The sequence below is a fragment of the Nocardiopsis halotolerans DSM 44410 genome (assembly GCF_000341065.1).
Taxonomy (GTDB): domain Bacteria; phylum Actinomycetota; class Actinomycetes; order Streptosporangiales; family Streptosporangiaceae; genus Nocardiopsis; species Nocardiopsis halotolerans.
In genome coordinates, this window is record NZ_ANAX01000302.1 from 1 (window position 1) to 12,027 (window position 12,027).

Consider the following 12,027-nt stretch of genomic DNA (forward strand, 5'->3'; position numbering starts at 1 on the left):
CCGAGGACGCTGTCCACCGCCACCGTCCCGCCGTGCAGCTCCACCAGGTTGCGCACGATAGCCAGCCCCAGCCCGCTGCCGCCGGTGCGCCGGTTGCGCGACTTCTCCGCCCGCCAGAACCGGTCGAACACGTGCGGCAGGTCCCTCGCCGGGATGCCCACACCGGTGTCCGCCACCTCGACGACCACCTCGTCCCCCGAACGCCGCACCCCCGCGGTGACCGTCCCGGGCGCCGGGGTGTGCCGCAGCGCGTTGCCCAACAGGTTCCCCACCACCTGCACCAACCGCGTCCGGTCGGCGACGACCACCACGTCCTCGGTCTCCGCGACCAGCCGCAGCCCGGACTCCCCGGCCCGCAGCCGCTGCCCGTCCACCACCTGCTCCACGAGGGCGCCCGCGTCCACCGGCTCCGGCGACAGCCGCAGCTTGCCCGCGTCCGCCAGGGCCAGGTCCCGGAGGTCGTCGACGATGTCCTGGAGCAGCAGCGTCTCGCCGACCAGCATCCCCATCCGGTCCCGGTCCAGGTCGGCGATCCCGTCCTGGGCCGCCTCCAACCAGCCGCGCAGGTTGCTCAGCGGCGTCCGCAGTTCGTGGGAGACGTCGCTGACCATCGCCTTGCGCTGGTCCTCCAGCCGCTCCAGGTGCTCCGCCATCTCGTTGAACGCGTCCGCCAACTGCCCGATCTCACCGGAGTCGCGCACAGTGACCCTCGAACTCCCCTGCCCCTCGCGCATCCGCCGCACGGCGTCGGTCAACGCGCGCACGGGTCGGACGAGCCGGGCGGACACCGCCACGCTCACCACCACCGTCAGCACCAGGACCAGGGACACCACGCCGAACACCCGCACCAGGCTCTCGCCCGCCAGCGGCATGACGCCCGCCGACTCCTGCTCCGGATCGTCGATGAACAGCAGCGCGGCCGGAGCCACGTACGGATCGAGCTGCTCGCGCCGGGCGGAGTCCAGGCAGGCGGAGGTGCGTGCGTCGAACCGCGGCGGCGCGGGAGGGGCCTCCGGGTCCTCCTCGGGGTCGGCCACGCCGGATTCCGGCGCGGGGAGCGGGTACTCCGGGTCCCGGTCGGTCTCCCGGGGCGGCTGTACCACCGTCCCCGTCTCCTGGTCGACCGGTGCCTGCGGGGGCCGTTGGGGCCGGGACTCCTCGCTCCCGTCCCCGGCCGTCCCCCCTCCGCCGTCCTCCGGCGGGGCGGAGGGGGACGCGGTGCCGTCCACGGGCCCGCCGCCTTCGGAGGGGTCGTCCTGCGGAGCCACGGGGTCCCGGGGAGCACGTGCCTCGTCAGCGGGCGGCGGGAAACCGGACGCGGGAACCCGGGAGAACGCCGTGGGGAGCCCCGTGACCCCGTCGATCCGGAACTCGGCCGGTACCCCCTCCTCGAGGTCCTCGACGCCGAGGCAGCTCCGGACCAGCTGGTTCAGCTCCTCCAACGCCTCCCGTTCGCTCTCGGCGGGCTCCTCCAGCCGTCCGAGCCAGCAGTCCGCCCGCATGGCCGCGTCCAGCCCAGCACCGGTCACGACGGGCCGCCCGCTCGGTCCGACCACCACCTCCGCGTCCACGCCGTACCTCCCGACCAGGCACTCCTTGCCGGCCGTGGCCACGTCCAGCAGCGGGGCCGCCTCCTCGTCCGACAGGGCGAACGGCCCCACGGCGCGGGGGTCGATGCGTCCGGTGACGTCCGGGGCGAGGGTGACGTCCACCGCCAGCGGGTCGACCACCGACGTCGTCCGGGGCGGGAGCGGCCGGGCCTCCTCCGCGGAGTCCGCGATCAGTCCGCGGTTCTCGGTGGTCAGGACGATCCGGCGCCCCGTCTCCTCGGACAGGTGCCGTACCGTCTCGCGCACGCCGTCCCAGGCGGGGTGGGTGGCGGCGTAGGCGACGAGCGTGTCGTGGATGCGGGTGTCCACGGCCAGCGTCTCCCCATGCTGCACGGTGAGCGACTCCGACGTCCTCTGCACAGTCAGCCACGTCGTCGCGGAGATCGAGCAGACCGCCACCAGCACCGAGCTCGCCAGCATGCGCGCCAGCAGGCTGTGCCGCAGCGCGCCCCTACGCCGAGCGGCCATCGGCGGTCCCGACGAGTTTGTAGCCGACGCCGTAGACGGTCACCAACCGCACCGGCCTGCGCGGATCCGGCTCCAGCTTCCGGCGGAGGTTCTTCACGTGCACGTCGATGGTGCGCTCGGTGATGAACCGGCTGATGCCGTGGATGTGCTCCAGCAGCTGGGCGCGGGACAGGACCCGGCCCGGTTGGGCGGCGAGCGCCGCGAGCAGCTGGAACTCGGCGGGGGTGCACTCCACCGGGGCGCCGTCCACCCGCACCGCGTGGCGTGACGGGTCCACGGCGACCGGACCCGCGTGCAGCACCCGGTCCGCGTCCTCCGGGTCCCTGCGGGACCGGCGCAGCAGCGTGCGCACCCTGGCCATGAGCTCACGCGGGCTGTAGGGCTTGGCGACGTAGTCGTCCGCGCCCAGGTCGAGCCCGGTCAGCAGGTCGTCCTCGGTGGAACGGGCGGTGAGCATCAGCACCGCCACGTCGGACTCGGCGCGCAGGGCGCGACACGCGTCGAGGCCGCTCATGACCGGCATCATCACGTCCAGGACGACCAGGTCGGGACGCTCACGGTGGTGTGCCGCGACCGCGGCGCGCCCGTCGTGCACGACGCGGACGAAGTGCCCCTCGTGCTCCAGGTACCGCCGGATCAGGTCGGCCTGGTTGACGTCGTCCTCGGCGACCAGCACATGCGCCACGGTGACCTCCATCGGCTCACGGCCCCTGGGGGCCTTGATGCGGCTCGATCGTACGTGCCGGTGACAGGCTCCCGACCGGGCGCTCGGAGCCGTCCCAGGTCACCACACGGGACACACACGACGGGCACACAGGTTCTTCACATTCGTCCGCCAGTGTTCGGATCGTCCGGAACGCAGCACAAGCACGCCGGACGCCTTCCCGAACGAAGCCGGATGGATCCCATGCGCCCCACGATGCCCTCAGGACCCGCGCGGGTCCTGTCGTCACTCGCGGTCGTCGCGGCCCTGGCCGCGCTCACGGCCTGCTCGTCCGCTCCCGCCGAGGACGAAGCCTCGGCACAGGAGGAGTCGGCGGCCGACACCGCCGCCGAAGGCGACGGAACCGACGGCGCGAGGATCGCCACGGTCGTCGGTGGCGGGATCGACGTCCACGCCGAGCCCGGCGGCGACGAGGTGCTGCACACCCTCGCCAGCCCGAACGACTTCGGAGTGGACCGTACGTTCCTGGTCGAACGGAACGAGGGGGAGTGGCTGGAGGTGCTGCTGCCGGTCCGGCCGAACGGCAGCACGGGCTGGATCAGGAGCGACGAGGTGGAACTGACGTCCACGTCGTACCGGTTGGATGTCGACCTCGGCGACTTCACGTTCACCGTCTTCGACGGTGACGAGGAGGTGCGCGCCGGGGTGATCGGCACGGGGGAGGGAGAGACCCCCACCCCGCCCGGCCGGTACTACTTCACCGAACTGCTCCAGCCGCCGGACCCGGAGGGGCCCTACGGGGTCTACGCCTTCGGCCTGAGCGGGTTCTCCGAGACGTTGGAGACGTTCGCGGGCGGGCCCGGCCAGCTCGCCGTGCACGGCACCAACGACGAGGACGCCCTGGGCCGACAGGTCAGCCACGGGTGCGTCCGCGTGTCCAACGAGGACATCACCTGGATGGCCGAGAACCTGCCGATCGGCACCCCGGTCGAGATCTCCGCGTGAGGACGCCCGGCTCCGGGCCGCCGCGCGGGGCGGCTTCCCGCGCACACGAACCAGACAGAAGGACCGACATGCGCTTGAAGAGTTACCTGCTCATCGCCGGTGTTGCGGCGACGGCCCTGTTCGGCGCCGCCCCCGCGTCGGCGGACGACGCGGCCGAACCCCGACCCCCGGTCGACTGCGTGGGGGAGGCCGCTCCGCCTCAGGGCGGACCGGGCGCGGACGGCTCGCCGTGCGAGGAGGACAGCGGCCTGACGTGTGAGGACCCCGAGGCGGCGGAGAGCGGTCTGCCGTGTGAGGACCTCGGGGACATCGCGCCCCCGCGGGAGGAGGACCCCGAACCCGCACCGCCCCAGGACGGGGAAGAGACGGCTGAGGAGGAGCGCGGGGACCAGATGACGGAGGCCGAGCGGGAGGCGATCGAGGAGGCCCAGGCTCCCGCCCCCGTGGAGATGGACCCGACCTACACCGGCTGAGCCGCCCCTCGGTACCGCCCCGTGGCGCGCACGGGGTGACACCGCGGGCGTCCGGGGCCCGTCGCACACGCGGCGGGCCCCTTTTCCGTGCGGGGACCCCGACGGCGGGACCGGAACCCCGCACGGGCGGACCGGGCACCGGAGGAACCGCGCGGAAGGGATGCCCGGCCCGCGCACCATGGGACCCACCCACCGGCGCCGCCGACCGGAGGTCCGGCTCAGGAGGCCCCGGAACCCCCTCCGGAGCCCTCCGACCGCGTGGGCGGCTCGACCGACTGCTGGTTCCGGAACACGTTGAGCGGGTCCCAGCGCTCCTTGACCCTCCGCAACCGGGGATAGTCGTCCTTGTAGTAGAGCTTCGACCAACGGTCCTCGGAGTGGTTCCAGGACGGGTCGTTCAGGTCGACGTCCGGGTAGTTGACGTAGCAGCCGTCGGTGGCGTCGTTGATCGCGGGGACCCCTCCGCTGGAGGCGAACGTCTTGCGGTAGACGTCGCGGATCCACGCGATGTGCTTCTCCACGGCGGACTCGGGCTCGACGCGCTTCCAGTAGACCTGGTACTGCACCTTCAGGACGGAGTCGCGCTGGGCCACGGCCGTCTCCCTCGGCGGCTGGTTGACGGCGCCGCCGTAGGAGTCGACCTGGATCAGGGCCTCCTTGTTGACGTAGTCGGTGTAGTGCTCCTTGCCCAGGTAGGCCCACATGGTCTCGATCTGCGCCCGGCTGAAGGGTTTGCGCAGGTAGGCCGACTTGTACTTGCCGCACCGGTTCTCGCCGGAGCCGTTCAGCGCCTGCGTGGCCGTCAGCCAGGGCAGCCGGCGGGGCGTCCGCAGCCCCTGGACCGGCGGGTGTTCCCCCATGGGCGCCGACATCTGTCCGGACTTCGGCTTGATGCGGCCGTCGACGGCCTCCAGGAACTCCTTCATGGCCCGCTCGCCCCCGGGATCGTCGGCGTCGACCTGGGCGACGAGGCCGATCTCCCCGTTGCTCACGTGGTTGAGTTTGAGCATCGCGAACAGCTTCCCGGACGGCTCCTCCGGGTCCTGGTGGTCGCGGAAGTACTCGCCGTACGCCGTGACCAGGGCGGCGAAGTCGTCCTTGGTGAAGTCGGACCACTTCCAGGAAAGGCCGGTGAGGAGCACGTTCGACGGGGGTTCGGGCAGGTCACGGAACCAGAAGCGGGTGATCATACCGAAGTTGCCGCCACCGCCCCCAGTGTGCGCCCACAGGAGCTCGCGGCGGTCGGGATCGGGGTCGTCCCGGGTGGCCAGGACGAGTTCGACCGAGCGGTCGGGGCGTACCACCGCCACCTCCACCGCGTACAGGTAGTCCACGGTGAGCCCCTGCTGGCGGGAGAGCAGGCCGTAGCCGCCGCCGGTGATGTGTCCGCCCATCCCCACCGAGTAACAGGAACCCCCGGGCAGGGCCCTCCCGCTGAGCGGGTACAGGTGGCTGTAGGCGTGCCAGTTGGTGGCACCCGCCTCCACGCAATACGCCTCCAGCGCGGGGTCGTAGGAGACCCCGCACATCGGACTGACGTCCAGGATCACGCGGACGTCCTCACCGCACACGAAGTCCTCGTAGCAGTGGCCGCCCGACCGCACGGTGACGCGCGTGCGGCCCGGGTGCTCCGGGGCCTGGTTGACCGCCTCGGACAGGGCGCGGGCGGCGCCCTCGGGCGAGCCCACCATCCGGACGTAGTCGGGCCGTGCGATCCAGCGCTGGTTGAACCCCCGGTTGAGCGCGGGATAGCGCTTGTCCGAGGGAGTGATGGTGGTCAGGGGAGGGATGCCGTGGCCATGGGTCATGCGTGCCGCCTGTGCCGGGAGGAGAACGGGACACCGCGAAACTACCCAACGTGATCGGGCACGAAAAGTAATCAGCCCCTTCTCCAGGGTTACGGACGGTGTTGGTGGACCGTAAGAGGGATGCTCCCGCCGCCGAAACGGGATTTCGTGCGTACGGGCATCCCCCGCACGCGGCGCCACCAGCGTGGGAGGGCGTTCCCGGAGCGGGGGGGACCTCCGGCGGCCCGGCGCGGCTCGCCGGTCCGCGTCCGGGCTCCGCGGGGGCGGCTGACCTAGGCTGACGCCATGGTTGAACTGCCGCAGCGCTGCGACGCCGTGGTCGTGGGCGCGGGGGTGTCCGGGCTGGTCGCGGCCGCCGACCTCGCCTCCGCCGGGCTCGACGTCACCGTCGTGGAGGCCGAGGAGACCGTGGGGGGACGCGTCCGCAGCAGCGTGCGGGACGGTTACGTGCTCGACCGCGGCTTCCAGGTCCTCAACACCGCCTATCCGGCGGTCCGCCGCCGCCTGGACCTGGACGCCCTGCGTCTGAGGGCCTTCCCCAAGGGAATGGCCGTGCGCACCGACCGGGGACGGCTGCGCCTGCACGTGTCCCCCTCGGGGGTCATGTCGTCGCTGTCCCTGCTGTCCGGGGCGCTCGTCCGGCCCTCCGACCTCTTCCGCCTGCTGGGCGTCGTGGCCGCGGACGCCCTGGAACCGGCCGACCGGATCAAGGCCCGCCCCGAGACCGACACCCTCACCGCGCTGCGACGGCGCGGCCTGGGCAAACGGGCCGTGAACACCCTGGTGCGCCCCTTCCTCACCGGCGTCTTCCTCGACGAGTCACTGAGCACGTCCAGCCGCGTCAACGACCTCGTCTGGCGCAGTTTCGCGCGGGGCCGCCTGACCGTTCCGGAGGCCGGTGTCCAGGCCGTCTCCGACCAGCTCGCGGCCCGGGCCGGGGACGCGCGGATCCTGCTGGGGACGCCCGCGCACGAGGTGGCGCCGGGGCTGGTGCGCACAGAGGCGGGAACCGTGAGGGCCCGTGCCGTCGTGGTCGCGGTCGGCCCGGGCGCGGTGCCCCGGCTCCTGCCGTCGCTGCCCGCGCCGGTGCTCAACCCCGCCACCACCTACTTCCACTCCCGACCCGCCGGCCCGGACGACGACCCGCTCCTCCACGTGGACGGACGCTCCCGACGCGGTCGGACCAAGCTGACCAGCGTCATGGTGATGACCGCCACCGCCCCGTCCTACGCCCCGCCCGGCCGGGCGCTGATCGCCTCCTCCACCGTGGGCCCCGACCAGCCCGCCGAGGCCGAGGTGCGCGCCGAGGCGGCCCGGATCCTGGGCACCGGCGACGGGGACTGGGAGCACCTGGACACGGTGCACATCCCCGACGCCCTGCCCGCGGCTCCGCCTCCCATGGGTGACCTGCGCCGTCCCGCCTGCCTGGAGGAGGGCCTCTACGTCGCGGGGGACCACCGCGACACCCCCTCACTCCAGGGCGCCCTGGTCAGCGGTGAGCGGGCCGCCGCGGCGGTCCTCGCCGACCTCGCCGACCTCGGCGGACGCTGAGCACGACGGCCGTCCACGCGCCGCCGGGGCACGCGGTCCTCAGCTCGTCAGGATCTGGGGTGAGACCGTCTTGAGCATCGCGTCGGCCCACTTCATCTGCCGCAGGGACTGCGGGTGGCACCGCTTGGTGAGCGCGAGCAGGTCGGCGTCCGCGACCGCCTGCGCGCCCTGGCCGAGCAGGTCCCAGTCCAGGGACACGCCCGCGGCCATCCGGTACAGCCGCCGCAGGTCGGCCAGGAGCAGCAGTTCGGGATCGGAGTCGTCGCCCGGCAGTTCGCCCGCCTCCTCGGTGGGCGGCTCCGGGTTCTCCAGGTTCGGCTCCCCCAGGTCCAGGCCGTAGCGGGACCCGGCCCCGACGATCTCGCGCACGTGCTCACGCGACCAGCGGACCAGGTCCCGCGCCACGTGGTGGATCTCCTGCTCCTCGGCGTGCCGGTCGGCGAGCCTGAGCAGTTCACCGGCCAGGGCGCTCTCCGAGTCGTACAGTTCGCGCAGCGCCACACCGATCCTCATCGCGCACCTCCGGTGACGTGTTCCTCGGAGGCGGCGTCGGGGCCGCCCACGGTCTCGGTCGTCCCGGCGCCGACCGGTCGGGACGCGGTCGTCGTCGGCGCGGGCGCCGGTGCCCCGCCGCCGGGGCCCACGAGTCGCAGCCGGGCGGCCGAGGTCTTGAACAGGGGCTGCTTGGACACCGGATCCCAGTCGGTGACGGTGACCTCGTTGGCCGCCCGGTCCCTCCGCCCGACCTCCTCGTCCGTCAGTCCGTCCCAGTAGCCGTAGTGGAACGGAACGAACAGCACCCCGGAACGGATCGCGTTGATCCGCGCCCGCGCCCGGATCACGCCGCGCGGCGAGGCCACCTCGACGTGGTCGCCCTCGGACACACCGGCCTCCCGGGCGTCGTCGGGAGACAGCTCCACCCAGACCTCGGGGGCCGCCTTCTGCAACTGAGGGGCCCGACCGGTCTTGGTGCGGGTGTGGAAGTGGTAGAGCGTACGGCCGGTGATGAGCGCGAAGGGGTACTCCTCGCTCGGCTCCTCGTGCGGAGGCAGGTACTCGGCGGCCTTGATGATCGCCCTGCCGTCGGGGTTCATCGCCTTGTACTCGGCCGGCTCCAGCGGCGCGCCGGTGACCAGGTCGCGTCCGTAGCTCTCGCACCTGTCCGGGGAGGCCCAGAAACGGCCGTCGGCGTAGAGCCGTTCGGTTCCGTCCGGATTGTCGGCGTTGCAGGGCCACTGCACGCCGCTGCCGCCGCGCAGCTTGTCGTAGGTCATGCCGGTGTAGTCGCACAGCTGGCCGGCGCTGGCGCGCTTCCACGCCTCGAAGGCCGACTCGGGGTCGTGCCACTGCGGGAAGGGTCGCCCGTCCCTGTCGCGGAAGTCCATCCGCCGCGCGTAGTCCAGGAAGATGTCCAGATCCGGCCGGGCCTCGCCGGGCGGGTCGACGGCCTTCTCCGACAGGTGCACGGTGCGGTCGGTGTTGGTGAACGTGCCCGTCTTCTCGCCCCAGGTCGCCGCGGGGAGCACCACGTCGGCGAGTTCGGCCGTCTCCGTCATGAAGATGTCCTGCACCACCAGGAACAGGCCCTCCTGGGCGAGCAGCGCGCGGATCCGCGCCAGCTCGGGCAGCGACACCGCCGGGTTGGTGGCGCTGATCCACAGGAACCGGATCGACCCCTTCTCGGCGTAGCGCATGATCTGCATCGCGTGGGTGGGCGGCGTGTAGTGCGGGATCCGCATCGGGTCGAGGTTCCACACCGCGGCGAGGTCGGCGACGTGGGCGTCGTTGCTCCAGTTGCGGAAACCCGTCAGATCGCCGTCGGCGCCGCACTCACGCGTGTTCTCCGCCGTGGGCTGCCCGTTCATCTGGAGGACGCCCGCGCCCGGCCCGCCGATCATGCCGCGGATCAGGTGGATGTTGTTGACCTGCACGGACGCGGCGGTCGCCTGGTGCGACTGGTAGAAGCCCTGGAGCACGGTCGACAGCAGCCGTTCGGCGCCGCCGAGCAGTTCCGCGGCCTCGCGGATCCGCTCCGCGGGCACACCGCAGACGTCGGCGACGCGCTCGGGCGTGTACTCGGCCACCAGCTCGACCAGTTCGTCGTAGCCGACCGTGTGTGCGTCGACGTAGTCGTGGTCGACCATGTCCCGGCGGATGATCTCGTGCAGGAGGCCGTTCATCAGCGCGACGTTGGTACCCGGCAGCGGCGCCAGGTGCAGCGTGGCCTCCCGCGCCACCGGGGTCGGCCGGGGGTCGACGCAGAGCAGTTTGGGAGGGTTGGGTCCGGCCAGACGGTCGAGCACGCGCGTCCAGAGCACCGACTGCGTCTCGGCCATGTTGTGCCCGTAGAGGGCGATGACGTCGGCGTGGTCGACGTCGGTGTAGGAGCCGGGCTGCCCGTCGCAGCCGAACGACTCCTTGAGCGCCGCCGCCGCGGTCGCCGTGCACAGCCGGGTGTTGCCGTCCATGTGGTTGGTGCCGATGGCGCCGTGGCCGATGGCGGCGAGCGTGTAGTACTCCTCCAGGAAGAGCTGTCCGCTGGTGTAGAAGCCCAGTGCGCTGGCTCCCTGTTCGTCGAGCAGTTCCCTGCTGCGCCGCACGACCAGGTCCATCGCGGTGTCCCAGTCGGTCTCGACCAGTTCACCGTCCCGCCGGACCAGCGGCCGGGTGAGCCGGTCCGGCGAGTGGTTGGCCTGCCACCCGTAGAGGTCCTTGGGGCCGAGGCGTCCGTGGTTGACCCGGTCGGCCTCCCTGCCGCGCACACCCACGATCCGGCCGTCCCTGACCGCGATGTCGAGCGCGTCGCCGTTGGAGTGCAGGATCGTCGCGGACCGCACCCAGCGGTCCACCTGGTCGGGTTCCACCCCCTCGGCCAGATGGCTGTCCACCCTGGTCGGCCACTCCTCGCCGGGCCCGTACGGGGTACGCGACCCCCATGGCTCGGCGATCCGGTCCTTCGACGCCACCGGCGCCACCCCCTCTCACCGCAGTGTGAACGCGTGGTCGCCGCTACCCGTGGGGGGAGCGCGTAAACGGCGGTCGACCCGGTGCGGCCACGGCCCCACGGGGCGGCGCCCCGGGCCGGTCGGGCCGTCGTCAGCGGGGCGCGGCGCGCCGGTCCGGATCGTCCTCCAGGGCCCCGCGGTCCCAGCCGGCGGTCTCGGCGGCTGCCTCGTAGGTGCTCTGGAAGAACTCCAGCAACGTTTCCTCGGGATCGTCCGCGGTGCGCACGGTCTCGTAGGGCAGGACGAACTCGCCGAGTTCGGCGCTGTGGGAGGCCCCCTCGGGCCGCACGGGGTGCCCGGCGTAGCCGTCGGGCTCGGGGTAGGCGTAGGCGTAGAAGGTGCCCTCGCCGCCGCCGCCCGGCCAGAAGCCGCAGCTGGCCAGCTCATGGGAGTAGCCCTCGACCATGACCCAGTCGCCGCAGTTGGGCGCGCCGCCGGGGTGCCGCGGGGCGGCGCGCCCGGAGAAGCGGGTGCAGGCCAGGTCCATGGCACCCCAGAAGAAGTGCACCGGGCTGGACTTGCCGACGAACCGGGACCGGAACCGACCGAGCACCCGGTGGGCGGCCACCAGCTGGCCCCAGAACCTGTGCGCGTGGTCGGGGTCGTAGGAGCGGAGTTCGGTGTCCTCGGTGAACGGGACGGAGCGGTCCACCTCGACCGGCCGGGGCCAGACCGGCGTCTCCAGACCGAGCTCGGCGAGCGCCGCCATGGTCTCGCGGTGGAACGAGGCCACTGTCCTGGGCTCCAGGGCCACCCGGCGCTGGCCGCCGTCACTGGAGCGGACGAGCAGCTGGTGGTCGACGAAGTCGAACTCCATGTCGAACAGGCGCGTGCCGTGGGGGATCGACGAGGTTGTCAGCCCCCGCGGGGAGACGTACAGCGGGACCTGCCACCAGTGGTTGACCATCGGCGCCAGGCCCAGGCGGACCTTGCCGACGATCTGGGTCCACATGTGCAGCGTGTCCCGGGTGGCGGTCCACTCGTCCACCGCCAGGCTCGGCCAGCCCCGGTCCGCTCCGGCCGGGGTCTGCTGACTGCTCGTCATGGAACGTCCTCCGGGCTCGCGGCCCCGTGTCGGTACCGATGGCTGTGCTCGCTCCGAGTATCACCGCGCAGGGACGCGGAGAGCGGGAGCACACGCCCGGGCCGGCGCACGGTCCCGTCAGGCGGCTCGCTCCCCTCGCCCGTGGCGTCCGCCGCGCCGGGTCCGGACCAGCGCGACGGTCCGGGCGGAGAGGACCGCCAGGCTGGCCAGGGCGGCCACGGCGAGGAAGGTCAGTTCGGCGGGTATGCCGTAGAAGCGCTGGAGCCACGTGCCCTCCCTGCCGCCCATGACGAGGGTGATCGCGCTGTTGAGGCCCGGCAGCAGCGCCGGAGGGACCAGGTAGGGCGCGGCGGTCAGGCCGATCCGCCACCAGGGGCGGCCGGCGCGGCGGGCCGCTC

9 protein-coding genes and 1 pseudogene are annotated in these 12,027 nt (G+C 72.7%); 3 read left to right on the top strand and 7 right to left on the bottom strand.

What is annotated here, in order from left to right:
- On the bottom strand, window positions 1-2,078 hold a 2,078-nt coding region (locus D455_RS0122145; RefSeq protein WP_017572875.1), incomplete at its 3' end, for an ATP-binding protein.
- On the bottom strand, window positions 2,062-2,775 hold the full coding sequence (locus tag D455_RS0122150) for a response regulator transcription factor (protein WP_017572876.1): 714 nt from the start codon (window positions 2,773-2,775) through the stop codon (window positions 2,062-2,064). The genes D455_RS0122145 and D455_RS0122150, both read right to left, overlap by 17 nt.
- 201 nt (window positions 2,776-2,976) lie before the next feature.
- Here D455_RS0122150 and D455_RS0122155 point away from each other — a divergent pair, with 201 nt between their 5' ends.
- Together D455_RS0122155 and D455_RS0122160 are read left to right on the top strand one after the other, a co-directional pair.
- Window positions 2,977-3,747 carry a L,D-transpeptidase gene (locus D455_RS0122155; protein WP_017572877.1) on the top strand — a complete coding sequence of 257 codons (771 nt, stop codon included), beginning with the start codon at window positions 2,977-2,979 and terminating at the stop codon, window positions 3,745-3,747.
- 68 nt (window positions 3,748-3,815) lie between these two features.
- On the top strand, window positions 3,816-4,220 hold the full coding sequence (locus D455_RS0122160; RefSeq protein ID WP_017572878.1) for a hypothetical protein: 405 nt from the start codon (window positions 3,816-3,818) through the stop codon (window positions 4,218-4,220).
- A gap of 218 nt (window positions 4,221-4,438) precedes the next feature.
- On the opposite strand, the gene D455_RS0122165 is transcribed toward D455_RS0122160, so the two are convergent.
- Window positions 4,439-6,028, bottom strand: a complete 1,590-nt coding sequence (locus D455_RS0122165; protein WP_017572879.1) for an FAD-binding oxidoreductase — start codon at window positions 6,026-6,028, stop codon at window positions 4,439-4,441.
- 285 nt (window positions 6,029-6,313) lie between these two features.
- Between D455_RS0122165 and D455_RS0122170 the strand changes: the two genes are divergently transcribed.
- A complete protein-coding gene (locus D455_RS0122170) occupies window positions 6,314-7,579 on the top strand; it encodes an FAD-dependent oxidoreductase (protein WP_017572880.1) in 1,266 nt (421 codons plus the stop codon).
- 39 nt (window positions 7,580-7,618) lie between these two features.
- Here the strand turns inward: D455_RS0122170 and D455_RS0122175 are convergent, their stop codons facing one another.
- The 4 genes and pseudogenes from D455_RS0122175 to D455_RS34275 form a co-directional block, all read right to left on the bottom strand.
- Complete coding sequence (locus D455_RS0122175) at window positions 7,619-8,092, bottom strand: hypothetical protein (protein ID WP_017572881.1); 474 nt, start codon at window positions 8,090-8,092, stop codon at window positions 7,619-7,621.
- Window positions 8,089-10,467: a molybdopterin oxidoreductase family protein gene (locus D455_RS0122180; RefSeq protein WP_026122873.1), complete on the bottom strand. Its 2,379-nt coding sequence runs from the start codon at window positions 10,465-10,467 to the stop codon at window positions 8,089-8,091. The genes D455_RS0122175 and D455_RS0122180 overlap by 4 nt, the downstream gene beginning before the upstream one ends.
- Before the next feature lie 208 nt (window positions 10,468-10,675).
- Complete coding sequence (locus D455_RS0122185) at window positions 10,676-11,629, bottom strand: DUF5996 family protein (RefSeq protein ID WP_017572883.1); 954 nt, start codon at window positions 11,627-11,629, stop codon at window positions 10,676-10,678.
- 117 nt (window positions 11,630-11,746) lie between these two features.
- Window positions 11,747-12,027, bottom strand: a pseudogene (locus D455_RS34275) (serine hydrolase); the annotation flags it as partial.

Coding starts and splice junctions, on each gene's coding strand:
- D455_RS0122170 (WP_017572880.1), top strand. CDS start 6,314: ATGGTTGAACTGCCGCAGCGCTGCGACGCCGTGGTCGTGGGCGCGGGG.
- D455_RS0122175 (WP_017572881.1), bottom strand. CDS start 8,092: ATGAGGATCGGTGTGGCGCTGCGCGAACTGTACGACTCGGAGAGCGCC.
- D455_RS0122155 (WP_017572877.1), top strand. CDS start 2,977: ATGGATCCCATGCGCCCCACGATGCCCTCAGGACCCGCGCGGGTCCTG.
- D455_RS0122160 (WP_017572878.1), top strand. CDS start 3,816: ATGCGCTTGAAGAGTTACCTGCTCATCGCCGGTGTTGCGGCGACGGCC.
- D455_RS0122185 (WP_017572883.1), bottom strand. CDS start 11,629: ATGACGAGCAGTCAGCAGACCCCGGCCGGAGCGGACCGGGGCTGGCCG.
- D455_RS0122165 (WP_017572879.1), bottom strand. CDS start 6,028: ATGACCCATGGCCACGGCATCCCTCCCCTGACCACCATCACTCCCTCG.
- D455_RS0122150 (WP_017572876.1), bottom strand. CDS start 2,775: ATGGAGGTCACCGTGGCGCATGTGCTGGTCGCCGAGGACGACGTCAAC.